The sequence below is a fragment of the Streptomyces sp. NPDC059224 genome (genome assembly GCF_042754285.1).
In the GTDB taxonomy this organism is placed as follows: domain Bacteria; phylum Actinomycetota; class Actinomycetes; order Streptomycetales; family Streptomycetaceae; genus Streptomyces.
In genome coordinates, this window is record NZ_JBHZAN010000002.1 from 82,323 (window position 1) to 108,508 (window position 26,186).

Genomic DNA, 26,186 nt, shown 5'->3' on the forward strand with positions numbered 1-26,186 from the left:
CCGGCCGCCCGCTAGGCACAGCAGTCCACTTCGAGCCCCGCGGGCAGCCGCCCTCCCCCGAACACCGCGCACGTGGCGTCGTGCCCGCCGAGCGCGGCCACGGCCAGCAGCAGCGACCCCGCCGTCCAGGTGGTCAGCTCCCGGGGCCAGATCGCGCCGTCCTCGAAGACGTACCCGGTCCAGTACAGCCCCGACTCCGCGTCCCGCAGATGCTGGATCGACTGCAGGATCTCCAACGCCCGGTCGGACTCGCCCACCGCCCACAGCGCGAGGGCGAGTTCGGCCGACTCCCCGCCCGTCACCCACGGATTGGGTACGACGCACCGCACCCCGAACCCGGGCACGACGAAGCGCTCCCAGTCCTTCTCGATCCGCGCGCCCGCCTCGGCACCCGTCAACGCCCCGCCCAGGACCGGGTAGTACCAGTCCATCGAGTACCGGTCCTTGTCCAGGAACCGCTCGGGGTGGCGCCGTATCGCGTGGCGCAGCGCACCCACCGCCAACTCCCAGTCCGGCTGCGGCTCTTCCCGCTGCTCGGCGATGGCGAGCGCGCAGCGCAGCGCGTGGTGGACCGACGAACTCCCGGTCAGCAGCGCGTCGTCGGCGGCCGTCCCGTCCTCCTCGCGGCGCCAGCCGATCTCACCGCCCGGCTGCTGCAGACGCAGCACCCATTCGACGGCCGCGTACACGGCGGGCCACATCCGGTCGAGGAAGGTGTCGTCGCCGGTGGACAGGTAGTGGTGCCAGACGCCCACGGCGATGTAGGCGACGAAGTTGGACTCGCGGGCACGGTCGGTGACGTCGTCGTGCGCGCCGTCGGCGTAGGCCGCGTACCAGGAGCCGTCCTCGTTCTGGTGCTCGGCGAGCCAGGTGTAGGCCCGCTCGGCGGCCGTGTGCTCACCGGCCGCGTCCAGCGCCATCGCGGCCTCGGTGTGGTCCCAGGGGTCGAGGTGGTGCCCGCGGAACCACGGGATGGCACCGTCCTCCCGCTGCACGGCGAGGATGCCACGGACGGTCGCGGCAGCCTGCTCGGCGGTGAGGACCCCGGGCAGGACGAGGTGTTCTGTCCGGGGGGTGGTCACTTGGCGGCCACCTCGGCGTCCGACGGGGTGCCGGTCGCGGACCGGGCCCCGGTGCGGGGCAGGTGCGGCTTGGTGGCGTAGACGACGAAGCTCTTGCCCATGACCGGGTTCAGCGCCTGCTCGGCGACGCGGGTGGCCAGCGGCTTCTTCATGATGTCCCAGACGAGCAGCTTGTGGTACGCCCGTACCGGCAGCGCCTTGTCGTTGTCGACGCCGAACGCGCACTTCAGCCACCAGTACGGCGAGTGCAGCGCGTGCGCGTGGTGGCTGCCGTACGGCCGCAGACCGGCTTCCTTGATCTTCCCGATCAGCTCGTCGGCCTTGTAGATGCGGATGTGCCCGCCCTCGACCTCGTGATAGGCGTCGGAGAGCGTCCAGCAGACCTTCTCGGGGCCGTAGCGCGGCACGGTGACGGCTATCCGCCCGCCGGGCCTGAGCACGCGCACCATCTCGGCGAGCACGCCCTTGTCGTCCGGGATGTGCTCCATGACCTCGGAGATGATGACGACGTCGAAGGACTCGTCGGGGAAGGGAAGCGCCAGCGCGTCGCCCTCCATGGCGGTGGCGGTCGCGCCGGCCGGGGCCTCACCGGCCTCCGCCATCGCCGCGAACCACTTGGCGACCTCGCGGATCTCCTCGCCGTTCTGGTCGAGCGCCACGACCTGGGCGCCGCGCCGGTAGCACTCGAAGGCGTGGCGTCCGGCCCCGCAGCCGAGGTCCAGGACGCGGTCGCCCGGGGCGAGCGGGAACCGGGAGAAGTCGACGGTCAGCACGTGGCCCTGCCTTCGGAATTGACAACCTCTGAAGAGACAAAGTCGGGGGAGACGTCCTCCGGCGCGACGGAGACCCCGCGGCCGGCGGGGCCGACGCCCGCGGTGGCCGCCGGGCGGGCGGCGGCGTCCGTGGTCCGCCCACGGCCGGCCGGCCGGGTCCCCGGGTGGCGGTCGGGCCGCGGCGCCGCGGTGGCGATCGCCTCGCGGTAGCGGGCAACCGTGCCCTCCGCGGCGCGGGCCCAGGTGAAGTGCCGCAGCACCCGTTCCCGGCCGGCCCGGCCCAGGCGGGCGCGCAGCTCCGGGTCGCCGAGGAGCCGGCTCAGCCCGGCGGCCAGCGCTCCGGCGTCGCCGGGCGGCACGGCCAGGCAGGTCTCCCCGTCCCGTCCGGCGACCTCGGGAATCGCGCCGCCGGTCGTGGCCAGCAGCGGGGTGCCGGTCGCCATCGCCTCGGCGGCGGGCAGCGAGAAGCCCTCGTAGAGCGACGGCACGCAGGCGACCTCGGCCGAACGGACCAGGTCGACGAGTTCGGCGTCGGAGATGCCCTTCACGAACTCGACGGCGTCCCCGAGGCCGTAGCGCTCCATGGCCTGCGCGACGGGCCCCTCGGCGGGCCGCTTGCCGACGACGACGAGATGCGCGGCGGGGTGCTCGGTCCGTACCTTGGCGAGGGCTTCGACAAGGAAGACCAGCCCCTTCAGCGGTACGTCCGCGCTGGAGGTGGTGACGATCCGGCCGGGCACCTGGGGTACGGCGGGATTCGGCGCGAAGAGGTCGGTGTCGGCGCCGATGTGGACGACGTGGACCCGGTCCCCGCGGACACCGAGATGGTCGACGATCTCCTGGCGGGAGGTGCCGGAGACGGTGAGCACGGACGGCAGCCGGCGCGCGACCCGCTTCTGCATCCGGGTGAAGGCGTACCAGCGCCGTACGGACAACCGCCGCTGCCATCCCTCGGCCACGTCCAGCTCCAACTGCCGGTCCACGGTGATGGGGTGGTGGATGGTGGTGACGAGGGGCGCGCCGACATCCCCCAGCAGGCCGTAGCCCAGCGTCTGGTTGTCGTGGACGACGTCGAACTCCCCGGCGCGGGCCCGCAGATGACGGCGGGCCCGGAGGGAGAAGGTCAGTGGTTCGGGGAAGCCGCCGGTCCACATGGTGGCCACTTCGAGCGCGTCGACCCAGTCCCGGTACTCGTCCCGCGCCGGCGTCCGGAAGGGGTCCGGGGAGCGGTACAGATCCAGGCTGGGCAGCTCGGTGAGGGTGAGCTCGGGGTAGCCCTCGTCCAGGACGGGGTACGGCTGGGACCCGATCACCTCGACACGGTGGCCGAGCCGGGCCAGCTCGCGGGAGAGGTGCCGTACGTAGACGCCCTGACCGCCGCAGAACGGGTTCCCTTTATAGGTGAGGAGCGCGATGTCGAGCGGTCGCTCGCCGTCGGCGGCGGGTTCCTGGTCGGCACCCGTCCGCCTGGCCTCAGCGGTCACTCTGGGCCCCCTTCTCCCTGCACTTTCCCGCGAGGTTACGCCGGGACGCTAATCTAGAACAAGTTTCAGACTTGATCGTTCAGGAGGCTCTGAATCTACCGGCAGGTAGGGGCCGAGTGAGCAGTGGATCAGGTGATTCGCGCCACGGCGCGACCCCTGCCATGCTGTCTGATCACTCGCCCTGAGCGCTGCCCTCACCGACTGTCACGGACGGGACCCATGCCTGCGGAAGCCAAGGTGGACATCGGCACCGGATCGGCCACCCCGCCGCTCACCGAGCGGCAGGAGGCCCGGCGCCGCCGGATCCTGCACGCGAGCGCCCAGCTGGCCAGCCGGGGCGGTTTCGACGCGGTGCAGATGCGCGAGGTGGCCGAGTCCTCCCAGGTGGCCCTCGGCACGCTCTACCGCTACTTCCCCTCCAAGGTGCACCTGCTGGTCGCGACCATGCAGGACCAGCTGGAGCACATGCACGGCACGCTGCGGAAGAAGCCCCCGGCGGGCGAGACGGCGTCGGAGCGGGTCGCCGAGACCCTGATGCGGGCCTTCCGGGCCCTGCAGCGCGAGCCGCACCTGGCCGACGCGATGGTCCGCGCCCTGACCTTCGCCGACCGCAGCGTCTCCCCCGAGGTGGACCAGGTCTCCCGGCAGACGACGGCGATCATCCTGGACGCCATGGGACGGACCGACCCCACCCCGGCCCAGCTCTCGGCCGTCCGGGTCATCGAGCACACCTGGCACTCGGCCCTGATCACCTGGCTGTCGGGCCGCGCCTCCATCGCCCAGGTGAAGATCGACATCGAGACGGTCTGCCGGCTGATCGACCTGACGGAGCCGGAGCGGAAACCGTAGGCCCGCGGGAAGGCATGCGAAGACCTACGAGACGGGTTCCCTTCGCCGGCATGGTCCGGATCAGGTGAATGGAGGTCGCCGTCCGGCCCTACTGCTGCCTTTCGACCTCTCAGCCCGACCGTCGACGTCGGCACCGGCGGATGCTGGTGCATCTGCGTCGCGCCAGAGTCGGCTACTCCGCTCGGACTCCCTCACTCGCCTCGTAGGCTGTTTTCAGCATAGAACGTACAGACGGGAATGGAACACCCCAATAGGGGATTTTTTCTACTTTTCCCGCCATCCAGCTCCTCCTGCCGGGGGACCGGCTATCCCACCGTCTCCAGCCCGTCCCAGCTCCGCCCGGCCGCGGTCTCGCCCGCCCAGCGCTCCAGCAGCAGCCGGGCCTCCGTCTCCGGGGCCGCCAGGCAGACCCGCTGGGCGCCCGCGTGGACCCTGCGGGACTGTTCGCGGGTGCCCTCGCTGCAGCAGGAGCAGAGCACCTCCAGGCTGCTCGCGGGTTCCGCGCCGAAGCCGTGCTCCACGAAGAGGGCGACCAGCGCGTCCAGGTCGGCGGCCTCGCCGGCGTTCACCGTCACCTCCAGGGTCGGCAGCCCGGACGAACGGAGCAGGAGCAGTTCGTCGAAGACGGGGAACTCGCGGCCGTCGACCACCCGGCGCCCCGTGGGCTCGCCGTCGTGCACGACGATCTCCCCGAACCGGCGCCCCGCCGTCACCGGCACGTTCATCACCCTCCCCCGCGTCGGGCACAGCCGGTCGATCCACACGACCTCCCGCTCGCCGCCGGTGTCGAGGCGCACACAGGCCGCCCCGAACCGCCCCTCGATCTCCCCCTCCCCCGCCGGGAGTCCGATGCCGAAGCCGGCCCAGGCGTCACGGGCGGTGGCCCAGTCGCCCTGGATGGTGGCCGCGATGCCGAGGTTCCAGAACGCCGGGTCGCCCTCGCCGCGCGGAGCACGGGCGGCGGCCTCACGGCCCAGTGCGTGGGCCTTGGCCCAGTTGCGCAGGAACTTGTGGGCGAGCGCGGCGTCGTACCACCACACCGCGCTCCGTTCCTCGTCCGGGAACCGTGCGAGAACCCGCTCGAACAGCCTGGCGGCGGTCAGCCACTCCTCGGCCCGCCACGCCTCGTAGGCCTCACTGATCAGGCCTTCGGCCTCGGACTTGCGCACGTTCCCCACCCTGGTCGGCCCGACGGACCGCAGGAGCGTATCCCAGCCCACTGACAGCGCCGGCGTGGCCGGGGCGGGGGTACGGGGCCGTACCGGGGTGGCTCAGGTGTCCGCTCCCCAAGTCCCTGGCGGATCCCCTGCCCCCGGTCGGAGAATCTCCCCCATGGCACTCATCCACCACACCACCCTCAAGCCCACCAAGGTCGAACTCCTCGCCGGCTGGCTCCCCACCCGTCGCTGGTACCACGGGCCCGCCGCACCGGAGTTGGTGAAGGCCGGCGGCTTCCGGCTCGACGACCCGGAGGGGCAGGTGGGGATCGAGTTCATGGTCGTCACCGAGGGCTCGGCCGCCTACCTGGTGCCCCTCACCTACCGTGCCGCCCCGCTCGACGGCGCCGAGCACGCGCTCATCGGCACCATGGAACACGGTGTGCTCGGCACCCGCTGGACCTACGACGGCTGCCACGACCCCGTGCTGACCGCCGGGTTGGCGGCCCTGATCGAGGGGCGTGCCGCGGCGCAGGCGCAGAGCGTCACCGACACTCCCGACCGCGAGGTCGCCCGTGGGTACACCGGCGCGGGACCGCTCCCCGGCCTCGGCGCCCCCGCCGACACCGACGAGAACACCGAGTTCGCCGTGGCGGACGGCGGCCCGGTGCTGCGGCTGCGACGCGTACTGACCCCCGGCTCGCTGCCGCGCGCCGACGCGGCCGGATACGTCACCGGAGCCTGGCAGCGACCGGACGGCACCCGCGCCGGCGCGTTGTTCGCGGCGCTCGAACCGCGCTAGGGCCGGTCCGGCGGATCACGCGGCGGACGCGGGGTCTGCCACGCCCTGCTCCCCAGCGGCGTTGTCGTCGCTTGTCGACATCCCCAGCCCTCGGCCGGGAGGTGTCCACCGCGTTGCCGCCCTCCTCCGCCTTGCCGGTGGACGCACCGGACCCCGCCCACCGGCGCCGACGAGGCGCCACGACTTCCCGCCCCCTGATCCGCCGCACCGGCCCTAGTCCTCCGGCGGGAAGACCGGTTCGCCACTGTCCAGCAGGGTGATCGTGATCGCTTCCACCGGGCAGTTCTCCGCCGCGTCCAGGATCCTGCCGTTGGCGTCCGACTCCGGTTCCACGGGGTGGGACTGCATGGCGGAGTCGAGGCGGAAGGCCCCGGTGGCGCGGTTGACGCACTGGGCCGAGCCGATGCATACGGAACGGTCGACCTCGACGTGCCAGCGGTCACCCATGGCCCCTCACGCCTCCCAGCCGGCCGGGAGGTGGATCATCTTGTGCTCGAGGAACTCGCCGTAGCCCTCGGGCCCGAACTCCCGTCCCAGACCGGAGTTCTTGTAGCCGCCGAACGGTCCCAGCATGTCCAGGCTGAAGGTGTTGACGGAGTAGGTGCCGGTACGGACCTGACGGGCGACCTCGATGCCGTGCGCCACGTCCGCCGTCCACACGCTGCCGCTCAGCCCGTAGTCCGAGTCGTTCGCGATCTTCAGGGCCTCGGACTCGTCACCGTAGGGAAGGAGGCAGATCACCGGGCCGAAGATCTCCTCCCTGGCGATCCGCATGGAGTTGTCGACGTCGCCGAAGAGGGTCGGCTCGACGTACCAGCCCTTCTCCAGACCCGGCGGCCGGCCCCCGCCCGTGAGGATCTTCGCGCCCTCCTCCTGGCCGATCCGGATGTAGTCCAGGTTCCGCTGCTGCTGGCGGCGGGCGACGAGCGGGCCCACCTGGGTGGCCGGGTCGAGCGGGTCGCCGACCTTCAGGGCGCTCGCCGCGGCCGCGAAGGCGTCGGCGAACTCGTCGTACCGGGAGCGCGGGACGAGGATGCGGGTCTGGGCGACGCACGCCTGGCCGTTGTTCATCCAGGCCGCGGGGACGATCCCGGCGACGGCGGCGGCCGCGTCCGCGTCCGGCAGCACGACCGCGGCCGACTTGCCGCCCAGTTCCAGGGTCACCCGGGTGAGGTTCCTCGCGGCCACCTCCATCACCCGCTTGCCGGCCGCGACCGAACCGGTGAAGGAGACCTTGTCGACGCCCGGGTGCGCGACGAGGTACTCGCTCACCTCGCGGTCGGCCGGAAGGATGGACAGGACCCCGTCCGGCAGCCCGGCCTCCTTGGTGATCTCACCGAGGATGTAGGCGTCCAGCGGCGACTCGGGGGACGGCTTGAGCACCACCGCGCAGCCGGTGAGGAGCGCGGGGGCGAGTTTGGCGGCGGCCACGAACTGCGGCACGTTCCAGGGCACGACGGCCGCCACGACCCCGACCGGCTCCCGCCGCACCAGGATCTTCCCCAACACCCCGTCGCGCGTCTCCTCGTACGTGAAGTCGCGGGCCACCCGGATCGCCGCGTCCCACACCATCATCGCGCCGAGGGCCTGGGCGAGCACGCTCCACGAGTACGGCGAACCGTTCTCGGAGGAGATCACCCGCGCGATCTCCTCGTGCCGCACGGCGATCGCGTCCTTGATCCGGGTGACGACCTCGATCCGCTCGTCGAGGCTCATCCGCGGCCAGGGCCCCTCGTCGAAGGCCCGCCGCGCGACCCCGACCGCCCGGTCCACGTCCTCCCGCGAGGCGTGCGGCACCCGCCCGAAGACCTCCTCGGTGTGCGGCGACACCACCTCGATGACGTCCCTGCCCAGCGGGTCGGTCAACTCCCCGCCGATGAACAGCTGCCCATGCTCCAGGAACTCGGTCATGGCGCCCCACCACCTTTCCTGACGATGTTTCAGAACTGATACCAGTTCTAGTTATAGTGAGCAATGGCCGTGCGGCGGCGCGGGGGCGGAGGGTGGCGAATGGCGAACAGTCAGGGCGAGCCGGGTGAGCCGGCGGCCGCGCGGGCCGGGGTGACCGTGCACGATCTCGGCGGGGGCGTCCGGTCCGTCGAGGTTCCCATTCCGGACAATCCCCTGGGGTACACGCTGGTGTACGTCGTCGACACCGACCGCGGGCCCGTGCTGGTCGACACCGGCTGGGACGATCCCGGGTCGTGGGACGTTCTGGTGGCGGGGCTGGAAGCGTGCGGTACGGGGGCCGGCGAGGTGTACGGGGTCGTCATCACCCACCATCACCCCGATCATCACGGGCTGTCGGCGCGGGTGCGGGACGCCTCCGGGGCCTGGGTCGCCATGCACGCGGCCGACGCGGCCATCGTGCGGCGGACCCGGGAGACCCGGCCGGAGCGGTGGTTCACCTACATGGCGGCGAAGCTGACGGCCGCCGGTGCCCCGCAGGAGCACGTTGCGCCGCTGCGCGCCGGACCCCGCCGGCGCACCTCGCTGCCGGGCCTGTCCCCCGCCCTTCCCGACCGCGAGATCCTTCCCGGTGAGCTGCTCGACCTGCCCGGCCGCCGGCTGCGGGGCGTGTGGACGCCGGGGCACACGCCGGGCCATGTCTGTCTGCACCTGGAGGAGGAGCACCCGGCCCTGCCGACGGGGCGCGGCCGCCTGTTCTCCGGTGACCATCTGCTCCCGGAGATCACGCCGCACGTCGGCCTGTACGAGGATCCCGACGACGCGACCGTCACCGACCCCCTGGGCGACTACCTCGACTCCCTGGAGCGCATCGGCCGCCTCGCGCCCGCCGAGGTCCTCCCGGCCCACCAGTACACCTTCGCCGACGCGCCGGCCCGGGTACGGGAGCTCCTGGCCCACCACGAGGAACGCCTCACCGCTCTGCGCGTGCTCCTTCGGCAACCCCTGACCCTCTGGGAGTTGGCCGTGCGCATGGAATGGAACCGGCCCTGGGAGCAGATCCCCTACGGATCGCGGAACATCGCCGTCTCGGAGGCGGAGGCACATCTGCGGCGCCTGGTGAAGCTGGGACTCGCGGAGCCGGTGACGGGCAGCGAGCCGGTCAGGTACGTGGCGGTGTAGGAGCCGCGGTCAGCTGACGGACGTCTCGGACGTGATGAGCATGTCCGCCAGGTCGGCGAGGGTGGTGAGCTGGCGCGGGTTCATGTGCGGGGCGCGCGCCGCCAGCCGGACCAGGCCGCTCTCGCGCAGCCGGGACAGCGGGTCGGCCCGCGCCTCCAGTCCCTGCAGTACCGGCTGGAGCGCCTCGTACAGCGCCTCGGACTCGCTGGCGGTGAAGAATCCTGGCGGCAGCCCGAAGAACCGCCGCAGGCGGTCGGTGTGTTCGAGGCCCGGCATGCCGCTCTTGCGCCACTCGCCCAGCCACTGCCTGCTGGTGCCGGCGATCGCAGCGAGCTCGCCCAGCGAGTACCGCTTGCCGTCCGGACGTCGCCGGTGCTCGCGAATGAAGTCCAGCCGCTGCCGCACCCGTTCGGCCAGCTCCACCTCGGGCGCCGTGGCGCCGCCGAGCAGTTCGGCGACGGTACCGACGGGGATCCCGGTGCGGTAGGACAGGTCGGCCACGTCGAGCACCTCGGGCAGCCGCCCGGGCCGTCCGGTCAGTTCCCCGAGTCTGCCCAGTACGCCGGTCAGCGGGGTGTGGTCGTCACTCACCAAGGTCCCCCAGGAGACACGTCGTCGGCGGGCCGGCCTGCCGAGTGGTCGGCGGGCCGAACGGACGCGAGGTTATCGAACTCCCCAGCCCACTCACCAGACATGACAAGCGTCACTGCGGATTTGGGCAGTAATCGTTGACATATGACGGTTCGCCAGAAAGGATCTGGAACGATCACGTCGCCAGGCCACGGTCGAACCGACCCGCCCCGGGTGCCGCATATGGGGGAGCGGCATCCGTGGCGATCAGCCGCCCCGCCTCCTCCGGAAGGTGAGGCGAACCGATGCCGCAGCCCGTCCTGCTCCTCGGCGCCGGCCGCCGGTGCGCGTACGACGAGTTCGTACTGACGCGCATCGCCGCGACCCGCCCCGTGGTGCTGGTGGACGCCGCGCCGCCCGACTGGGCACGGCCGTGGCTGGCCGGTCACCTCTCGGCGGACCCCGGCAAGGACGGGGCGACGGCGTCCGCCGTGGTGCGGTTCGCGGCCCGGCACCGGGTCCGCGGGGTACTGGCCCACTCGGCCCGGTACACGCTCGCCGCCGCCCGGATCGCCGGGCAGCTGGGGCTGCCCGGCCCCTCCCGTGCCACGGCCGCCGCCTGCGCCGACCCGGCCGTTCTGCGGGCCTCGCTCGCCGTCGGCACGGTCCCCGCCGACGACCCGGGCACGCCCAGGGTCTGCGCCGAGACCGTCGTCCTGGACGGCGAGATCCGCATCGTCGCCATCACCCGGACGACCCTGGGCCCGGCGCCCGCCCGGCAGCCGCTCCGGCACACCGTGCACGCCCACGACGGCCTGCTGCACAACCGTTTCCTGCGGCTGGCCGTCGACCGGACCGTGCACGCCCTCGGCCTCACCCGGGGGGTGCTGCACATCGGGCTGCGGCTCACCGACCGCGGCCCCCGCGTCACCGACGTCACCCCGTGCCTGCCGGGCGACCTGATCCCGCTCCTCGTCAAACGCGCCACCGGCGTCGACCTCGCCCAGGCCGCCGCCGCCCTGGCCACCGGCGAGGTGCCGGACACCACGCCCACCCGGCAGCGGGCGGCCTCGATCCGGTTCGCCTACCCGGCCGCGACCGGCCGCCTCGACCACCTGGCCCTCTCCCCCGACGCGGCCCAGGAGCCCGGCGCCGAGCGGATGATCCTCACCCGGGACGCCGGCCACCACGTGACCGCCGGACCGCACGCGACCGTCGACGACCGCCTGGCACTGTGGGTGGCGGTCGGCGAGGATCCCGCCGGTTGCGACGACGCCCTGCGCCGGATGGGCCGCCACCTGTCCGCGGGCATCGCCCCGGTCGTGACCGCGGCCTAGGGCCGTCCGGCGGTCACAGCAGGGTCCGTATCAGCTTCTCCGCCGCGCCGAGCAGGTCGACCTCCCGGCGGCTCATCGTCGGGTTGGCCGCCCGTCGTCGCAGGGCCTCCGCCAGCCCCTGCTCGGTCAGTTCGGACGGATCGGCGAGCAGGGCCACGAGCAGTTCGCGGGCCATCGGCAGGTCGCCGACCGCGACCTGGGCGAGGATCACCGCGGACATGGCCCAGTCCAGCCCCGGCGGCCCGTCCTCGGCGTTGGTCCAGTCGATGACCCGGGGCCCGTCCGGAGTCAGCATCACGTTGTCGGGATGCAGGTCGAGGTGGAGGACGCGCGAGCCGGGGTCGGCCGGGTCCCGCCCGGGCACGGCGTGCAGCCGCCGCAGCAGCGAGGCGAGCAGCGCACCGCCCTCCGCCGGATCCGTCTCCGCCGCGAGCAGCGCCGTCAGCATGGTCGGCCCGGACAGCCGCTCCATGACCAGGTCGGTGCGGGACGCCGCGGGCCGCACCCGGGGCACCGGGTAGCCGTGCCGCCGTACGTACGTCATCACCGCGCCCTCGGCGGCCGCGTCCCCCCAGCCGTCCCGGTCCCGGCGCAGCACCCACGCCTCGTCGATCTCGTACACGTCGGCCGAACGTCCCGACCCGAGCAGTCTCCCCGTCATGGCATGACCATAACCAGCGGCTACGACCCACGGCCGCCCCTCGGCCTCGGAACGGCGGCCGGTAAAGTAGCCGGGTCGTCATCACCCGTACGGGGGAAAGCCGGTGCAAACCCGGCGCCGGCCCCCAACCGGTCCTCGGCTTCGCCCGAGCCGGGGACACCGATGTCCGTGAACCGTCGCACCGACGGTGAGCCGGACCGCCCCGCACGGGACGTTGATCGGCCAAGTGCGCCGGCACCCGTCGGCGCACGGCACCGTCGAGGTTCACGGAGCCGAGCCGCCGGGGTGTCCGGCGCCGCCCGGCTCCCCCGCAGGGAGAGGCACCCGCCGATCATGACCGTCCTCCGCCGCAGCGCCGCGGTGCTGGCCGCCACCGCCGTCATCGGTGCCGCCACGCCCGCCATGACCGCGACGGCCGCCGACGACCCGTCCCCGTCCGCCTCCACGGTGCTCCCCTCGGGGCTGTTCGGCCGTACGGACCCCCGGTACGACGGCGTCTGGCGCCAGTCGCTCGCCCTGCTCGCCCAGCACACGGTGGGGGTGACCCCGGCGTCGAAGGCGGTGGACTGGCTGACCGGGCAGCAGTGCGCGAACGGCGCGTACGCCAGTTTCCGTGCCGAGCCGGGCGCGGCCTGCGGCGCCAAGGTGACGGTCGACACGAACAGCACGGCCGCCGCCGTGCAGGCGCTGACGGCGCTGGGCGGGCACGACGACGCCGTCGGCAAGGCACTGACCTGGCTGAAGGCGCAGCGGAACAAGGACGGCGGCTGGGGTTACACCCCCGGCTCGCCCAGCGACACCAACTCCACCGCCGTGGTCGTCGGCGCGCTCGCCGCGGCCGGTGAGAGCCCGGACAGGGCGACGGACGGCCTCCTCGCCAAGTGGTCCCTGCCCTGCGGCCGGGACGGCGGCGGCGCCCTCGCCTACCAGCCGGACAAGGAGGGGAAGCTGGCCGCCAACGCGGACGCCACGGCCGCCGGGGTGCTCGGCGCCCTCGGCAAGGGGTTCGTGGCGAAGGCCGGGACGGCCCCCGCGGACGGCCACGCCTGCGCCGACTCCGACCCGGGCAAGGCGCTCGCACCGGCGGACGTGGCCCGCAACGGCGCGGCCTACCTGGCGGAGGCCACGCACGGCAAGGGGTACCTGGTCTCGGCCCTCGCCGGCGCCAAGGCCCAGCCGGACTACGGCAACACCGCCGACGCGGTCGTGGCCATGGCCGCGCAGGGCTCGGCCGAGGCCGCGAAGCAGCCGTACGCCTGGCTGGAGGCCCATGCCGTGCCGTGGGTGGAGCAGAGCGGTCCCGCGGCCTACGCGGAGCTGATCTTCGCTGCGCACGCGATGGGCGCGGACCCGCGCGACTTCGGCGGTACGGACCTGGTGGCGGGCCTCGGCGCGACCGGCCCGGCCCCCGCGAAGGCGGCCCGGAACACCGAGGAGAAGGCGGACGAGAAGGAGTCGTCGGGCACCGGCGTCTGGTGGATCGTCGGTACCGGGCTCGTCGCCGGCACCGGCATCGGATTCCTGTTCAGCGGGCGCCGGAAGCAGCGTCAGCCGTGACCGGCGTCCGCCGTGCGGCGCTGCTGGTCATCACCTCGTCGACCCTGCTGGCGACGGCCGCGCCGGCGGAAGCCGCCGGTTACCGCTACTGGTCCTTCTGGGAGCGGGACGGCTCACGGTGGACGTACGCCACGCAGGGTCCCGCCACCGCACGGCCGGACGACGGCGCGGTCGAGGGGTACCGGTTCGCGGTCAGCGAGGACTCGAAAGACGCGTCGCGGCCCCGCGGGACGGCGGACTTCGGCACGATCTGCGCCGGTACGGCCGCGGTCGGTGGCCGCAAGCGGGTGGGGCTGGTAATCGACTTCGGCACGACGGCGGACGCCCCGTCCGCGCAGCGTCCGCCGGTGCGGCGGACCGCGTGCGCGGTGGTGCCGCGGGACGCGACGGCGGCGGAGGCGCTGGCCGCCGTCGCCAAGCCGCTGCGGTACGACACGAACGCGTTGCTGTGCGCGATCGGGGGGTATCCCGCGCAGGGGTGCGGGGAGAAGGTGGCGGCGGGCGGTGGGCCGGCGGCCGGTACGTCGGGGGGCGGGCCGTCGGTGGGGCTGCTGGCCGGGGCGGGGGTGGTCGTGGTGGTCGCCGCGGGGGCGTTCTGGCAGGCGCGGCGGCGAAGGGATGGCTGAGCGGAGCACTCCTCGTACCCGCGGTCTGCACCCCGGTGCCTGGTGGCTGTGGGCGCTGTCCCTCGGGGTCGCCGCCTCGCGGACGGCCAACCCGCTCCTGCTCGCCCTGCTCGTCGCGGTCACCGGTCATGTCGTGGCCGCCTGCCGGAGCCGGACGCAGGGGGCCCGTTCGTACTCCGCGTTCGCCAGGCTCGCGCTCGCCGTGCTGCTCGTCCGGCTCGCCTTCACCGTCTTCCTCGGCTCCCCCGTGCCCGGCTCGCACATCCTCGTCACCCTCCCCGAGATCCCGCTCCCGCACTGGGCGCAGGGCATCCGGCTCGGTGGCCGGGTGAGCGCCGAGGCGCTGGTGTTCGCCCTCTACGACGGCCTCAGGATCGCCACGCTGCTGATCTGTGTCGGTGCCGCGAACGCGCTCGCCGATCCGGGCCGCCTCCTCAAGTCGCTGCCCGGCGCCCTGTACGAGCTGGGCGTGGCCGTGGTCGTCGCCCTCACCTTCGCGCCGAACCTGATCGCCGACGTCCAGCGGCTGCGCGCCGCCCGCCGGCTGCGGGGCCGTCCCGACTCCGGGGTACGGGGGCTGCTCCAGGTCGGACTGCCGGTCCTGGAGGGCGCGTTGGAGCGCTCGGTCGCCCTCGCCGCCGCGATGGACGCGCGCGGTTACGGCCGTAGCGCCGACGTACCGGACCGGGTCCGCCGTACGACGGCCGCGCTGACCCTCGGCGGGCTGCTCGGCGTGTGCGCGGGAACGTACGGGCTGCTCACCGCCGAGGGCGGCGGATACGGGCTGCCCCTGCTGCTGGCCGGGGTGGTCGCCGCGCTGGCGGGGCTGCGGCTCGGCGGCCGCCGTTCGCTGCGCACCCGGTACCGGCCGGACGCCTGGGACGGGCGGGCCTGGCTGGTGTCCGGGTCGGGTGCCGCCGTCGCCGGGCTGGTGGCGCTGGCCGCGGTGCGGGATCCGGGCGCCCTGCAGCCCGGGGTGGTACCGCTGGTCGCCCCCACGCTTCCGCTGTGGCCCGCGGCCGCCGTACTGCTCGGCCTGCTGCCCGCCCTGGTCGTACCGAAGGAGCCGTCGTGATCCGCTTCGAGAACGTCTCCGTGACGTACGAGGGCGCGGCCGAACCGGCCGTGCACGGTGTCGACTTCGAGGTCCCGGAAGGTGAACTCGTCCTGCTGGTGGGCCCGTCCGGTACGGGCAAGTCGACGATCCTGAACGCGGTCAGCGGGCTGGTGCCGCACTTCACCGGAGGCACCCTGCGCGGCCGGGTCACCGTCGCGGGGCGGGACACCCGGACGCACAAGCCGCGTGAACTCGCCGATGTCGTCGGCACGGTGGGCCAGGATCCGCTCGCCCACTTCGTGACCGGCACGGTGGAGGACGAACTCGCCTACGGGATGGAGTCGTTGGGGATCGCTCCGGCCGTGATGCGGCGGCGGGTCGAGGAGACCCTCGACCTGCTCGGGCTCGACGGGCTGCGAAACCGGGCGATCGCCACCCTCTCCGGCGGGCAGCGGCAGCGGGTCGCGATCGGGTCGGTGCTCACCCCGCATCCACAGGTCCTGGTCCTCGACGAGCCGACCTCCGCGCTCGACCCGGCCGCCGCGGAGGAGGTACTGGCCGTGCTGCAGCGGCTGGTGCACGACCTGGGGACCACGGTGTTCCTGGCCGAGCACCGGCTGGAACGGGTGGTGCAGTACGCCGACCGGGTGGTGCTGCTTCCGGAACCGGGGGCCGCGCCCGTGTGCGGCACGCCCGCCGAGGTGATGGCCGTGTCGCCGGTGTGTCCGCCGGTGGTGGAGCTGGGGCGGCTGGCCGGGTGGTCGCCGTTGCCGATGACCGTCCGGGACGCCCGGCGACGGGCGGGCGGGCTGCGGGAGCGGCTCGCCGGCCGGGTCCCGGAGCAGCGGACCCCCGCCGACAGCACGGCTCCCGCGGGTACCACCACCACTCCTCCGGCCACCCCGACGACCGACGCCCGCCCCGCCGCCCCTCTCCCCGCACAGGGGCCCGGCCGCCGATGGGCCGCCGCCGCCCGCCTCGGGCTCGGCACCGGGCGGCCCACCGCTCCGGCGGTCCCCTCGGTCGCCGCCGACGCGCCCGCTCCGCCCCTCGCCGAGGTCCGTTCGCTCGTCGTGCGCCGGGGCCGGGTGGACGCGCTGCGCGGTGTCGATCTCAGCGTCGCGCCCGGGGAGACGGTCGCCCTCATGGGCCGGAACGGCGCCGGGAAGTCCACGCTGCTCGGCGCCCTGGTCGGGCTCGTGGAGCCGGGTTCCGGGACGGTCCGGGCCGGCGGCGCGGTGCCGCGTCGCACCCGCCCGCACGATCTCGTACGCCTGGTCGGTCTGGTTCCGCAGGAACCCCGTGACCTGCTGTACGCCGACACGGTCGGCGTCGAGTGCGCGGCCGCCGACCGGGATGCCGGGGCGCTGCCGGGGACCTGCCGTGAGCTGGTGTCCGGACTGCTGCCCGGGGTCGCCGACGACACGCACCCCCGTGATCTCTCCGAGGGGCAGCGGCTGGCGCTGGCGCTGGCCGTGGTGCTGACCGCCCGGCCGCCGCTGCTCCTGCTGGACGAGCCGACCCGTGGCCTCGACTACGCGGCGAAGGCCCGGCTGGTCGGCGTGTTGCGCGGCCTCGCCGCCGACGGGCACGCGATCGTGCTGGCCACCCACGACGTGGAGCTGGCCGCCGAGATCGCGCACCGGGTCGTGCTGCTCGCGGAGGGTGAGGTGATCGCGGACGGGCCGACGGACGACATCGTCGTGTCCTCGCCGTCCTTCGCGCCGCAGGTGACGAAGGTCCTCGCGCCCCAGCGATGGCTGACCGTGACCCAGGTGCGAAAGGCGCTGGCATGACCGGCCCGGTACGGCTGGGCCCCCGTTCGGTGGCCGCCCTGCTCCTGGTCAGCGCCGTCGGCGTGGTCGCCGTCGGCTGGCCCTTCCTCGCCCCGCCCGCCTCCCGGATCACCTCGCACGCCCAGGACGCGCCCTGGCTCTTCGCGGGCCTGCTGCTCCTGCTGGTCGCCGTGCTCGGGGCGACGATCTCCGAGTCGGGGCTCGGTCCGAAGGCGGTCGCCATGCTCGGCGTACTGGCCGCGACAGGGGCGGCGCTGCGGCCGATCGGCGCGGGCACCGCCGGGATCGAGCCGATGTTCTTCCTGATGGTGCTGAGCGGGCGGGTGCTGGGACCTGGCTTCGGGTTCACCCTCGGTTCGCTCACCATGTTCGCGTCGGCGCTGCTCACCGGCGGGGTGGGGCCCTGGCTGCCGTTCCAGATGCTGGCGATGGGCTGGTTCACGATGGGAGCCGGGCTGCTGCCGGGGGCCGGGCGGCTGCGCGGGCGCGGTGAGCTGGCGCTGCTGGCGGGCTACGGCTTCCTGGCCGCGTTCGGCTACGGCATGGTCGTGGACCTGGCCGGCTGGCCGCTGCTGGCCGGCACCGCCTCGGACATCGCCTTCGACCCGCACGCCGGGCCCGCCGCCAATCTGGCCCGGTTCCTCGCCTACAGCCTGGCCACCGCCATGGGCTGGAACCTGGGCCGGGCGCTGTGCACGGTCGTCCTCACCCTCGTCCTCGGGCCGGCCCTGCTGCGGGCGCTGCGCCGGGCGACCCGGCGGGCCGCCTTCGAGACCGCGGTCACGTTCGACGGCCCCGGGGCGTGAGGCGGCGTACGCGTCCCGTGACGCGACCGGTGAGGCACCCCACATGACCCAGGTCACCTACGATCCCGGGCAGTAGTGCGATTTTCCCGAAATGCCCACTAGGTAACCGCCCTGACCTGCACTTTGAGAGCCACGCCACATCGCGGGTGAAAGTCTCCTGTGCGACCACAACTAGTAAAAGGGGTGATTGCGGACGGGAGGGCGGCCTGCTTCTCTGGACGACGTCGCCAGGCACCACCGGCTCCCGGCCGGCCGCGGAGCCGACGCACACGGCCACCGCTCACGGGCGGTTCCGGAGCACGGCGGCCCCCTGTCCCCGATGAACGAGGTTCTCCGTGTCCGTGTCCGTGTCCGTCATCCGCCGCATCGCCTCCCCGAAGAAGGTCCTCACCGCCGCCGCCGTGGCCGCCGCCACCGCCGGTATGGCACTGAGCGCGGCGCCCGCCCAGGCGGCCACCGGCTCGGCCTCCTCCGCCCAGGCGATCGCGCACAAGATGATCCCGGACGCCGCACAGTTCAACGCGTTCAGCAAGATCGTCTCGCACGAGAGCGGCTGGAACCCCAGCGCCACCAACAGCTCCTCCGGCGCCTACGGCCTGGTCCAGGCCCTGCCGGGCTCGAAGATGGCGTCCGCCGGGTCCGACTGGAAGACCAACCCGGCCACCCAGATCAAGTGGGGTCTGGACTACATGAACTCCCGCTACGGCAGCCCGACGGCCGCCTGGAGCTTCTGGCAGGCCAACGGCTGGTACTGAGCCGGCCGGCCCGCTCCCCGGACCTCGGCACCCTCGCCCCCCTCCTCCCGGGCGAGGGTGCCGACGCATGTCCGGACGTGGTGGACTTGAGACCCAGGAGCAAGCGGCCGCGGCCGCCCGGTCCGGCGCGACCCCACCGGAGGAGCGATGCCCACGGCGACCCCGCCCCGCGATCCCGAGACCCGCGGTGTGCGACTGGTGTACGCGCTGCTGGCCCTGACCGTGCTCAGCGGCATGATCGACGCCGTCAGCTATCTGGGCCTGAGCCATGTCTTCACCGCGAACATGACCGGCAACGTGGTCATCCTGGGTTTCGCGGCGGCCGGGGCGCCGGGCTTCTCCGTCCCCCACTCGGCGGCCTCCCTGGGCGCCTTCCTGCTGGGCGCCGCCACGGGCGGCCGGGTCGCGGCCCGGTTCGGCGGCGGCTCCCGCAGACGGTGGATGCGGGTGGCCCTGGCCGCGGAGGCGGTCCTGGTGGCCGGGGCGGCGGCGGTGGCCTTCGCCCGGCCCGGCGGGACGGCGACCACGTACACCCTGATCGGGCTGACCGCCTTCGCGATGGGGCTGCGCAACGCGAACGTCCGCAAGCTGGGGATCCCCGACCTGACGGCGACCACGGTCCTGACGACCACCCTGACCGGCCTCGTCTCCGAGTCCCACCTGGGCGACGCCAGCAGGCCGCGCTCCCCGCGCCGCGTGGCCGCGGTCCTCGCGCTGATCGCGGGCGCGGTCCTGGGCGCCTGGCTGGTCCTGCACCACAGCCTCGGTGTTCCGCTGCTCGTCGCGGCGGTGGTCTCCGGGGTGCTGGCGGTGGTGACGGCCGGGCGGGAGTGACGGACGACGGGGACCGGCGTCTCGGGGGAGGCAGGAACGGGGCGTGGGAAGGGGGTGCTCCTGCCTCCCTCGGGGCGGGCCGGCGGCGCCGGGAGCCGTCGGCCCGGGTCGGGGGGTGCGAGGGGTCACACCGTGGTGACCTGGAGGTGCTTCACCCCGTTGATCCACGCCGAGCGCAGCCGGTCCGGGTCGCCGACCAGCCGCAGGGTCGGCATCGCGTCGGCGATCGCGTTGAAGATCAGGTCGATCTCCAGGACCGCGAGGGACTTGCCCAGGCAGTAGTGGGGGCCGCCGCCGCCGAACCCGAGGTGGGGGTTGGGGTCCCGGGTGATGTCGAAGGTGTCGGGGTCGGCGAAGACCTCGGGATCGTGGTTGGCCGAGGCGTAGAAGACGCCGACACGGTCGCCCTTGCGGATCAGCCTGCCGCCCAGCTCGGTGTCCTGGGTGGCGGTGCGCTGGAAGGAGTTGACCGGGGTGGCCCAGCGGACGATCTCCTCGGCGGCGGTCGACGGGCGCTCGCGCTTGTAGAGGTCCCAGGCCTCGGGGTGGGTCAGGAAGGCGTGCATGCCGTGGGTGATGGCGTTGCGGGTGGTCTCGTTCCCGGCCACCGCGAGCATCAGCACGAAGAAGCCGAACTCGTCGGAGTTCAGATTGCCCTCGTCCTCGGCCGCCACCAGCGTGGAGACGATGTCCTTGGCCGGGCACTGCTTGCGGTCGGCGGCCATGTTCATCGCGTAGGCGATCAGCTCGGTGGCCGACTCGGCGCCCACCTCCTCGGTGATCGCGTACTCCGGGTCGTCGTACGAGATCATCTTGTTGGACCAGTCGAATATCTTCGCCCGGTCGTCCTGGGGGACGCCGATCAGTTCGGCGATCGCCTGGAGGGGGAGCTCGCAGGCGACCTCGGTGACGAAGTCGAAGGGGCCCGAGTGGGTGCGGGCCGCGTCGGTGATCGCCCGGGCGCGGGTCCGCAGCCGGTCCTCCAGGGCGCGGATGGAGCGGGGCGTGAAGCCACGCTGGATGATCTGGCGGACCCGGGTGTGCTCGGGCGGGTCCATGTTCAGCAGGATCAGCCGCTGGGCGTCGATCGCGTCCCGCGGGATGTGCTCGGTGAAGCGGATGATCGCCGTGTTCAGCCAGGACGAGAAGAGCTCGGGGTGCGTGGAGACGTACTTGACGTCCGCGTGCCGGGTGACGGCCCAGTAGCCGTCGTCCGCGAAGCCGGCGATGCCGTGCGGCTGTTCGATCCAGCGGACCGGTTCCGTCCGGCGCAGCTCGGCGAACTCCGGGAGCGGTACCCGGTGATGGAGCAGATCGGGGTCGGTGAGGTCGAACCCGTCGGGCAGCGCGGGACAGGGCATGGCGACTCACTCCCACCGTGTACGAACCTGGATACGTAGGCTCCGGCCCTGTTCTGACGGACCATCAGAAAGAGTCGGTTGCGGGTGAAGGTAGTAACGGGTTCTACAAGTAGCAAGGGGCGCGGTCACCCCAATTGCGTGCACCCCTCTTGCGGTTGTGGACGGGCTGTCAGCAGACTGCACACAGAACTAGTACGCGTTCTAGTTCTGCGTGGCGGGCCGGGCCGGGACGCCCCTGCGCCGCGCGGGTGACCGAGGAGAGGAACCGAGCCCCCATGGCCGCGGAACCCGTGATCGTCGAAGCCGTACGCACCCCCATCGGCAAGCGCGGCGGCGCGCTCGCCAACCTGCACCCCGCCTATCTCCTGGGCGAGACCTACCGTGAGATCCTCGGCCGCACCGGCATCCCCGCCGACTGCGTCGAGCAGATCGTCGGCGGCACGGTGACCCACGCCGGCGAGCAGTCCATGAACCCCGCGCGTACGGCCTGGCTGACCGTCGGGCTGCCGTACGAGACCGCGGCCACGACCGTCGACTGCCAGTGCGGCTCCTCGCAGCAGGCCGCGCACATGACCGCGAACATGATCGCCGCCGGGGTCATCGACGTCGGGATCAGCTGCGGGGTCGAGGCCATGTCGCGGGTGCCGCTGGGCTCCGGCTCCAAGCACGGGCCGGGCAAGCCCTTCCCCGACGAGTGGAACGTCGACCTGCCCAACCAGTTCGAGGCCGCCGAGCGCATCGCCCGCCACCGGGGACTGACCAGGGCGGACGTCGACGCGCTCGGGGTGCTCTCGCAGGAGCGGGCGGCCCACGCCTGGGCCGAGGAGCGCTTCAAGCGGGAGACCTTCGCCGTACAGGTGCCGACGACGGAGGAGGAGCAGCACGCCGGGCAGGGCATGTGGCGCCTGGTCGACAAGGACGAGGGCCTGCGCGACACGTCCCTGGAGGCGCTGTCCGGTCTGAAGCCGGTGATGCCGACGGCGGTCCACACCGCGGGCAACTCGTCGCAGATCTCGGACGGCGCGGCCGCCATCATGTGGGCCTCCAAGCGGATGGCCCGCGCCCTGAAGCTGCGCCCGCGGGCCCGGATCGTCGCCCAGGCCCTGGTCGGTGCCGATCCCCACTTCCACCTCGACGGCCCGATCGACGCGACCCGGGCCGTGCTCGGCAAGGCCGGCATGACCCTCAGGGACATCGACCTGGTCGAGATCAACGAGGCGTTCGCGTCGGTGGTGCTGAGCTGGGCCCAGGTCTTCGAGCAGAGCCTGGACAAGGTCAACGTCAACGGCGGCGCCATCGCCCTGGGCCATCCGGTGGGGTCCACCGGCGCCCGCCTGATCACCACCGCGCTGCACGAACTGGAGCGCACGGACAAGGAGTTCGCCCTGGTCACCATGTGCGCGGGCGGCGGCCTGGCAACCGGGACGATCATCCAGCGGCTGTAGCGGACCCCGCCCGCCGGACGCGGCCCACCCGCATGCCGCCCGGCTGACCCGCCGGCCCCCACCGCGTCGCCACGCCACGGGGGCCGGCACCGGCACGAGCACGCGGCGGCACCCCGGATCCCTGGTACGACAGAAGCCCGTCGTACAGGCAGGGAACACCCTTCTTCGACCTGCCGGGGAAGGGGCGGGAGCCGCCTTGGCAGGCGGGTGCCGGCCGCGACTGGTCACGAGGCGGTCGGCCTCCGACGTCCGGCGGTAGTACACCCGGCTGCCCTCCCGCGTCCGTTCAGCAGCCCCACCCGGTGCGGCCTGACCAGGTGGTACGACACGGTGGACGCGCTCATGTGCAGGCGCCCGGCGAGTTCCGTCGTGGTCCGCGGGCGCGGTCCGCCGGCAGCTCCAGCCGGGCGTGCGCGATGACCCCGCCGAGCGGGTTCCCGACCGGTCGGCGAGCGCGTCGGCCTCGCCGCCGTGGCCCACGCCGGCGATGTGATGGATCCAGTAGGTGTCGAGTGGTGCGGCATCGCCGCCCGGGCCGGCACCGCGCCCGCGTCGAAGGTGCCGCCGGTGGCGAGGGCGGCCCGGCGGCGGCCGGTGAACAGAGCGGCGGGGCGAACAGCAGCAGGGCCGGCTGGAGGGCGGCGGCCAGGCCGGTGCGCACTCCGCCGTCGCGCTGCCCGCGGGCTGCGAGGCAGCCGAGCATCACCGGCAGGACCGGGACGATGCCGGTCCGGCCGAGCCAGAGGGCGCTGCGGAACGGCACCGAGAGCATGAGCAGGCTGATGGCGACCGGCGCGGCCGGCAGCGCGGTACGGCGGCTCACCGGCTGGGCGGCGCCCGCGCGGCGACCACGCCGAGGGCGACCACCAGCAGCAGCGTGCCGAAGGGGGTGCCGGTGCACTGGGTCGAGTCGTACAGGGAGCCCTTGACGTGCAGCACGCCCTCCGGTCCGACCCAGGTCTCCAGATCGGTCAGCCGCTCCCCGCCCGGGGTGGCGAGGACGGCGGCCACCGCCCACAGCCCGAGCCGGACCATTCTGAACCGCGTCCCGGGTTCCGCTCCCCCGCCGCCGAACACGTCTGCCGGTCTCCCGCCGTGCTTCACATCCACGCCGCGCCGGCCTCCGGGGCGCGACAAGGCTCACACCGGACGGTCCGCTCACGGCCGCGGGAGCGGGCAGACGTCCCTGCGTACACCGCATTCAGCTGCGCACTGCACGGATGCGCGTACGCGGCGTGATGGAGCCAAGCTCCTATCGTCGTCTTTCGACCCGTCCGGCGCCGTACGGGCCAGCCCCTGTCCCCGTCGAAAGGTAGGCGAGCCCCGTTTTGGCGACCGCCACAGCCGTCACCCCGTCCCTCACGGTCCCCGGCCCCCTAAGGGCCGCCCCCGCGCCGACCGTCACCGACCCCGCGCTGGTGAAGCGCGCCGTGAAGGCGGCCGCGCTCGGCAACGCCATGGAGTGGTTCGACTTCGGCGTCTACAGCTACATCGCGGTGACCCTGGGCAAGGTCTTCTTCCCGTCCGGCAGCCCGACCGCCCAGCTGCTGTCCACGTTCGGCGCCTTCGCCGCGGCCTTCCTGGTCCGTCCGCTCGGCGGCATGGTCTTCGGCCCGCTCGGCGACCGCGTGGGCCGCCAGAAGGTGCTCGCCGTCACCATGATCATGATGGCGGCCGGCACCTTCGCGATCGGCCTGATCCCGTCCTACGCGACGATCGGCGTGGGCGCCCCGGTCCTGCTCCTCGCCGCCCGCCTGGTGCAGGGCTTCTCCACCGGCGGCGAGTACGCGGGCGCGTCCACGTTCATCGCCGAGTACGCGCCGGACAAGAAGCGCGGCTTCTTCGGCAGTTGGCTGGAGTTCGGCACGCTGGCGGGCTACATCGGCGGCGCCGGTCTCGTCACGCTGATGACGGCCCTGCTCTCCGACGGCGACCTCACCTCCTGGGGCTGGCGCATCCCGTTCCTGATCGCGGGCCCGATGGGCATCATCGGCCTCTACCTGCGGATGCGCCTGGAGGAGACCCCCGCGTTCGCGGCGGAGGCCGAGAAGGCGGAATCGTCCCGCCCGAAGGTCCCCCTCCGCGAGATGATCACCGGTCAGTGGCAGGCCCTGCTGCTGTGCATGGCCCTGGTCCTGGTCTTCAACGTCACGGACTACATGCTGCTGTCGTACATGCCGAGCTACCTGACGAGCGAGCTGAAGTACGACGAGACGCACGGCCTGCTGGTGGTCCTCGCCGTCATGACCCTGATGATGATCGTCCAGCCGTTCGCCGGTGCCCTGACCGACCGCGTCGGCCGCCGCCCGGTGATCGCCGCGGGCTGCGCGGGCTTCCTGTTCCTCTCCGTCCCGGCCGTGCTCCTGATCCGGCAGGGCGGCCTGCCGGCGGTCGGCCTCGGCATGGGCGCCCTGGGCCTGCTCCTGGTCTGCTTCACGGCGGCGATGCCGGCGGCCCTCCCGGCCCTGTTCCCGACCCGGGTCCGCTACGGCTGCCTGTCGATCGGCTTCAACATCTCGGTGTCCCTCTTCGGCGGCACGACCCCGCTGGTGGTGACGGCCCTGATCGGAGCGACCGGCAACATGATGATGCCCGCGTACTACATGATGGCGGCGGCGGTCATCGGCGGCTTCGCGGCCTGGCGCATGACAGAGACGGCGGGCAAGCCCCTGCCCGGTTCGGCGCCTTCGGTCGAGGCGCCCCTCTAGGAACGCCTCACCGCCGGTCGGGGCGGCCCGCCAGGAACGCGAGAGGGCCGCGCGCCCGGCGCCCGGACCCCGCCCGGTCCGAGCGATCCGCACCCCCCGTGCGTACCGTCGGTGGACAGACGGTGGCTGTCCGGAACAGGCCCAGGAGCCATGCCCTCCGCTCTACCGTCCGTGGTCGGTGATCCACACCCGGGCGGAGGGCACCGGCTCACGGTCGGGCGCGCACGTGTTCTCGCGGTCCTGCTCACCCCCCTCGGCACACAGCTGAACGGGCTCGCCGTGCCCGCCTTCGCCTGCGGCTGCGACTGCGACTGCGACTGCGGCTGCGGCTGCGGCTGCGGCTGCGGCTGCGGCTGGGGCGCCCTCGTCCCCGGCGGCCGGCAGACGGTCTCCGTCGGCCGGGAGGAGTCGGTCCTGCGCTGGGACGGCACCCGCGGACAGCTCGTGATGCGTCCGACGGTCGACGGCGACGCCGACCGCGCCGCCTGGCTCATGCCCGTCCCGCACCGCGCCACCGTCACCCCGGCCGATCCGGCGCTCTTCGACGAACTGCACACCCTCACCGCCCCGGTGCACCGCACCCGGCGGCACTTCTGGCCCCGGAACGGCGACTGGCCCCTCGCTGCCGGCGCCGGCGCCGGCGCGGGCCCGCCGCCCGGCGTCGGCGTGGTCGGCCGCCGCCGGCTCTGCCCCTTCGGCCCGGCCCGGCTGACCGCCACCGACCCCGGCGCCCTGGACGGCCGGCTGCACAGCAACGGCTTCCCGCTCCCGCCCCGCCTGGACACCGCGCCGCGGCCGTACGCCGAGCGGCGCTGGGAGTACGTCGCGGTCAGGCTCGCCCGCAAGACCGCGGGCTTCGCGCCGACCGGCGCCCTCGACCCGCTGCACCTCGCCTTCGCCGGCGAGCCGGCCCTCTCCCGATGCGGCTGTCCGCGCTCGCGGCCACCCCGCAGTCGCTGGGCCTGCACGTGCTCGCGGCGCACCGCGTGGAGCCGCGCGCGGCGATCGGCGGCGACCGCCCGAGGGTCCTCTGCGCGGGCCGGCTGAGCCGTCCGGCCGGCGGTCTGCCCGGACTCGCCGCCGGCGCCCCGTATCTGACGGCCGTGCCAGGAGTTCCCGTACCCGTCCCGGATCTCCGACGACCACGTGCTGCGCCGGGCGTCCTCGGACACCCCCTTCCAGCAGGCCGTCCACGAGGACCGGCTGCGCGAGGCGGCCGGTGTCCCACTGTGGCTCCTACGGCCGGCGCCGCACTGCTGCCGGCCGTCACGGCCGGTTCCCTGCCACCGGTGCGGCCCCCGGCCCCGCCCGGTGAGCCGATCGGCTGAGTACCGTCCGGTACCGGGGCGGTGGATCACCGACGCATCCGCCCTCTGAGTAGTGCTGAGCAGATAGCTTTCAGTGGGCAGTTACCGGATATCCGAAAGGCAGCGGAC

The 26,186-nt window shown here is 73.5% G+C and carries 24 protein-coding genes, 1 pseudogene and 1 riboswitch; of the genes and pseudogenes, 15 read left to right on the forward strand and 10 right to left on the reverse strand.

Going from position 1 to position 26,186, the window contains the following annotated elements; genetic code table 11:
- Positions 1 to 11: 11 nt before the first annotated feature.
- Genes ACFXI4_RS02770 through ACFXI4_RS02780 form a run of 3 tightly spaced genes read right to left on the reverse strand, consistent with a single transcriptional unit; the run spans position 12 to position 3,339 of the window.
- Positions 12 to 1,082: a prenyltransferase gene (locus ACFXI4_RS02770; RefSeq protein WP_384987552.1), complete on the reverse strand. Its 1,071-nt coding sequence runs from the start codon at positions 1,080 to 1,082 to the stop codon at positions 12 to 14.
- A complete protein-coding gene (locus ACFXI4_RS02775; protein ID WP_384987554.1) occupies positions 1,079 to 1,855 on the reverse strand; it encodes a class I SAM-dependent methyltransferase in 777 nt (258 codons plus the stop codon). The genes ACFXI4_RS02770 and ACFXI4_RS02775 overlap by 4 nt, the downstream gene beginning before the upstream one ends.
- Positions 1,849 to 3,339 (reverse strand): glycosyltransferase family 4 protein, encoded by a 1,491-nt coding sequence (locus ACFXI4_RS02780; protein WP_384987556.1) that lies wholly within the window; start codon positions 3,337 to 3,339, stop codon positions 1,849 to 1,851. The genes ACFXI4_RS02775 and ACFXI4_RS02780 overlap by 7 nt, the downstream gene beginning before the upstream one ends.
- A 219-nt stretch (positions 3,340 to 3,558) precedes the next feature.
- On the opposite strand from ACFXI4_RS02780, the gene ACFXI4_RS02785 reads away from it, so the two are divergent.
- Entirely contained in the window at positions 3,559 to 4,188 is a 630-nt protein-coding gene (locus tag ACFXI4_RS02785; protein ID WP_362722470.1) for a TetR family transcriptional regulator, read from the forward strand.
- Between the two features lie 20 nt (positions 4,189 to 4,208).
- Positions 4,209 to 4,391: riboswitch (TPP riboswitch) on the reverse strand.
- Positions 4,392 to 4,493: 102 nt separating this feature from the next.
- On the opposite strand, the gene ACFXI4_RS02790 is transcribed toward ACFXI4_RS02785, so the two are convergent.
- Positions 4,494 to 5,357, reverse strand: coding sequence for a tol-pal system YbgF family protein (locus tag ACFXI4_RS02790; RefSeq protein WP_384987558.1), 864 nt, complete (start codon positions 5,355 to 5,357; stop codon positions 4,494 to 4,496).
- Between the two features lie 163 nt (positions 5,358 to 5,520).
- Between ACFXI4_RS02790 and ACFXI4_RS02795 the strand changes: the two genes are divergently transcribed.
- Entirely contained in the window at positions 5,521 to 6,147 is a 627-nt protein-coding gene (locus ACFXI4_RS02795; protein ID WP_384987560.1) for a 1,4-alpha-glucan branching protein, read from the forward strand.
- Between the two features lie 213 nt (positions 6,148 to 6,360).
- Here ACFXI4_RS02795 and ACFXI4_RS02800 read toward each other — a convergent pair whose 3' ends face one another.
- Both ACFXI4_RS02800 and ACFXI4_RS02805 read right to left on the reverse strand, forming a co-directional pair.
- Entirely contained in the window at positions 6,361 to 6,594 is a 234-nt protein-coding gene (locus ACFXI4_RS02800) for a ferredoxin (protein WP_362722461.1), read from the reverse strand.
- Positions 6,595 to 6,600: 6 nt separating this feature from the next.
- Positions 6,601 to 8,058 carry an aldehyde dehydrogenase gene (locus ACFXI4_RS02805; RefSeq protein ID WP_384987562.1) on the reverse strand — a complete coding sequence of 486 codons (1,458 nt, stop codon included), beginning with the start codon at positions 8,056 to 8,058 and terminating at the stop codon, positions 6,601 to 6,603.
- Between the two features lie 99 nt (positions 8,059 to 8,157).
- Between ACFXI4_RS02805 and ACFXI4_RS02810 the strand changes: the two genes are divergently transcribed.
- Entirely contained in the window at positions 8,158 to 9,237 is a 1,080-nt protein-coding gene (locus ACFXI4_RS02810; RefSeq protein WP_384987564.1) for an MBL fold metallo-hydrolase, read from the forward strand.
- Between the two features lie 9 nt (positions 9,238 to 9,246).
- Here ACFXI4_RS02810 and ACFXI4_RS02815 read toward each other — a convergent pair whose 3' ends face one another.
- Positions 9,247 to 9,828 carry an XRE family transcriptional regulator gene (locus tag ACFXI4_RS02815; protein WP_384987566.1) on the reverse strand — a complete coding sequence of 194 codons (582 nt, stop codon included), beginning with the start codon at positions 9,826 to 9,828 and terminating at the stop codon, positions 9,247 to 9,249.
- 284 nt (positions 9,829 to 10,112) lie between these two features.
- Here ACFXI4_RS02815 and ACFXI4_RS02820 point away from each other — a divergent pair, with 284 nt between their 5' ends.
- Positions 10,113 to 11,144: a hypothetical protein gene (locus tag ACFXI4_RS02820; RefSeq protein WP_384987568.1), complete on the forward strand. Its 1,032-nt coding sequence runs from the start codon at positions 10,113 to 10,115 to the stop codon at positions 11,142 to 11,144.
- Positions 11,145 to 11,157: 13 nt separating this feature from the next.
- Here the strand turns inward: ACFXI4_RS02820 and ACFXI4_RS02825 are convergent, their stop codons facing one another.
- Positions 11,158 to 11,805, reverse strand: coding sequence for a phosphotransferase family protein (locus ACFXI4_RS02825; protein WP_384987570.1), 648 nt, complete (start codon positions 11,803 to 11,805; stop codon positions 11,158 to 11,160).
- A gap of 333 nt (positions 11,806 to 12,138) precedes the next feature.
- On the opposite strand from ACFXI4_RS02825, the gene ACFXI4_RS02830 reads away from it, so the two are divergent.
- The 7 genes from ACFXI4_RS02830 (at position 12,139) to ACFXI4_RS02860 (ending at position 19,236) form a co-directional block, all read left to right on the forward strand.
- Entirely contained in the window at positions 12,139 to 13,362 is a 1,224-nt protein-coding gene (locus tag ACFXI4_RS02830; RefSeq protein ID WP_384987572.1) for a prenyltransferase/squalene oxidase repeat-containing protein, read from the forward strand.
- A complete protein-coding gene (locus ACFXI4_RS02835; RefSeq protein WP_384987574.1) occupies positions 13,359 to 13,988 on the forward strand; it encodes an SCO2322 family protein in 630 nt (209 codons plus the stop codon). Before ACFXI4_RS02830 ends, ACFXI4_RS02835 begins: the two co-directional genes overlap by 4 nt.
- Entirely contained in the window at positions 13,981 to 15,063 is a 1,083-nt protein-coding gene (locus ACFXI4_RS02840) for a CbiQ family ECF transporter T component (RefSeq protein WP_384987576.1), read from the forward strand. The genes ACFXI4_RS02835 and ACFXI4_RS02840 overlap by 8 nt, the downstream gene beginning before the upstream one ends.
- Positions 15,060 to 16,841, forward strand: a complete 1,782-nt coding sequence (locus ACFXI4_RS02845) for an ABC transporter ATP-binding protein (RefSeq protein ID WP_384987578.1) — start codon at positions 15,060 to 15,062, stop codon at positions 16,839 to 16,841. The genes ACFXI4_RS02840 and ACFXI4_RS02845 overlap by 4 nt, the downstream gene beginning before the upstream one ends.
- Positions 16,838 to 17,647, forward strand: a complete 810-nt coding sequence (locus tag ACFXI4_RS02850; protein WP_384987580.1) for an ECF transporter S component — start codon at positions 16,838 to 16,840, stop codon at positions 17,645 to 17,647. Before ACFXI4_RS02845 ends, ACFXI4_RS02850 begins: the two co-directional genes overlap by 4 nt.
- A 341-nt stretch (positions 17,648 to 17,988) precedes the next feature.
- Positions 17,989 to 18,402, forward strand: a complete 414-nt coding sequence (locus tag ACFXI4_RS02855; RefSeq protein WP_362728510.1) for a transglycosylase SLT domain-containing protein — start codon at positions 17,989 to 17,991, stop codon at positions 18,400 to 18,402.
- 147 nt (positions 18,403 to 18,549) lie between these two features.
- Positions 18,550 to 19,236 carry a YoaK family protein gene (locus tag ACFXI4_RS02860; RefSeq protein WP_384987582.1) on the forward strand — a complete coding sequence of 229 codons (687 nt, stop codon included), beginning with the start codon at positions 18,550 to 18,552 and terminating at the stop codon, positions 19,234 to 19,236.
- Between the two features lie 125 nt (positions 19,237 to 19,361).
- On the opposite strand, the gene ACFXI4_RS02865 is transcribed toward ACFXI4_RS02860, so the two are convergent.
- Positions 19,362 to 20,597 carry a cytochrome P450 gene (locus ACFXI4_RS02865; RefSeq protein ID WP_384987584.1) on the reverse strand — a complete coding sequence of 412 codons (1,236 nt, stop codon included), beginning with the start codon at positions 20,595 to 20,597 and terminating at the stop codon, positions 19,362 to 19,364.
- A 275-nt stretch (positions 20,598 to 20,872) separates the two neighbouring features.
- Between ACFXI4_RS02865 and ACFXI4_RS02870 the strand changes: the two genes are divergently transcribed.
- Complete coding sequence (locus ACFXI4_RS02870) at positions 20,873 to 22,042, forward strand: steroid 3-ketoacyl-CoA thiolase (protein ID WP_384987586.1); 1,170 nt, start codon at positions 20,873 to 20,875, stop codon at positions 22,040 to 22,042.
- A gap of 438 nt (positions 22,043 to 22,480) precedes the next feature.
- Here the strand turns inward: ACFXI4_RS02870 and ACFXI4_RS02875 are convergent.
- Positions 22,481 to 23,077, reverse strand: a pseudogene (locus tag ACFXI4_RS02875) (glycosyltransferase family 87 protein); the annotation flags it as partial.
- Positions 23,078 to 23,370: 293 nt separating this feature from the next.
- Here ACFXI4_RS02875 and proP point away from each other — a divergent pair.
- The 3 genes from proP (at position 23,371) to ACFXI4_RS02890 (ending at position 26,078) form a co-directional block, all read left to right on the forward strand.
- Complete coding sequence (gene proP / locus ACFXI4_RS02880; RefSeq protein WP_384987588.1) at positions 23,371 to 24,750, forward strand: glycine betaine/L-proline transporter ProP; 1,380 nt, start codon at positions 23,371 to 23,373, stop codon at positions 24,748 to 24,750.
- Between the two features lie 150 nt (positions 24,751 to 24,900).
- A complete protein-coding gene (locus ACFXI4_RS02885) occupies positions 24,901 to 25,797 on the forward strand; it encodes a DUF2330 domain-containing protein (protein WP_384987590.1) in 897 nt (298 codons plus the stop codon).
- Positions 25,719 to 26,078: a hypothetical protein gene (locus ACFXI4_RS02890; protein WP_384987592.1), complete on the forward strand. Its 360-nt coding sequence runs from the start codon at positions 25,719 to 25,721 to the stop codon at positions 26,076 to 26,078. The genes ACFXI4_RS02885 and ACFXI4_RS02890 overlap by 79 nt, the downstream gene beginning before the upstream one ends.
- The last annotated feature ends 108 nt before the right edge of the window (positions 26,079 to 26,186 follow it).

What these genes read in the sequence shown, in the direction of transcription:
- ACFXI4_RS02820 (WP_384987568.1), top strand. Translation starts at nt 10,113, where the DNA reads ATGCCGCAGCCCGTCCTGCTCCTCGGCGCCGGCCGCCGGTGCGCGTAC.
- ACFXI4_RS02850 (WP_384987580.1), top strand. Translation starts at nt 16,838, where the DNA reads ATGACCGGCCCGGTACGGCTGGGCCCCCGTTCGGTGGCCGCCCTGCTC.
- ACFXI4_RS02860 (WP_384987582.1), top strand. Translation starts at nt 18,550, where the DNA reads ATGCCCACGGCGACCCCGCCCCGCGATCCCGAGACCCGCGGTGTGCGA.
- ACFXI4_RS02885 (WP_384987590.1), top strand. Translation starts at nt 24,901, where the DNA reads ATGCCCTCCGCTCTACCGTCCGTGGTCGGTGATCCACACCCGGGCGGA.
- ACFXI4_RS02810 (WP_384987564.1), top strand. Translation starts at nt 8,158, where the DNA reads ATGGCGAACAGTCAGGGCGAGCCGGGTGAGCCGGCGGCCGCGCGGGCC.
- ACFXI4_RS02825 (WP_384987570.1), bottom strand. Translation starts at nt 11,805, where the DNA reads ATGACGGGGAGACTGCTCGGGTCGGGACGTTCGGCCGACGTGTACGAG.
- ACFXI4_RS02805 (WP_384987562.1), bottom strand. Translation starts at nt 8,058, where the DNA reads ATGACCGAGTTCCTGGAGCATGGGCAGCTGTTCATCGGCGGGGAGTTG.
- ACFXI4_RS02830 (WP_384987572.1), top strand. Translation starts at nt 12,139, where the DNA reads ATGACCGTCCTCCGCCGCAGCGCCGCGGTGCTGGCCGCCACCGCCGTC.
- ACFXI4_RS02865 (WP_384987584.1), bottom strand. Translation starts at nt 20,597, where the DNA reads ATGCCCTGTCCCGCGCTGCCCGACGGGTTCGACCTCACCGACCCCGAT.
- ACFXI4_RS02795 (WP_384987560.1), top strand. Translation starts at nt 5,521, where the DNA reads ATGGCACTCATCCACCACACCACCCTCAAGCCCACCAAGGTCGAACTC.
- ACFXI4_RS02840 (WP_384987576.1), top strand. Translation starts at nt 13,981, where the DNA reads ATGGCTGAGCGGAGCACTCCTCGTACCCGCGGTCTGCACCCCGGTGCC.
- ACFXI4_RS02785 (WP_362722470.1), top strand. Translation starts at nt 3,559, where the DNA reads ATGCCTGCGGAAGCCAAGGTGGACATCGGCACCGGATCGGCCACCCCG.
- ACFXI4_RS02800 (WP_362722461.1), bottom strand. Translation starts at nt 6,594, where the DNA reads ATGGGTGACCGCTGGCACGTCGAGGTCGACCGTTCCGTATGCATCGGC.
- ACFXI4_RS02870 (WP_384987586.1), top strand. Translation starts at nt 20,873, where the DNA reads ATGGCCGCGGAACCCGTGATCGTCGAAGCCGTACGCACCCCCATCGGC.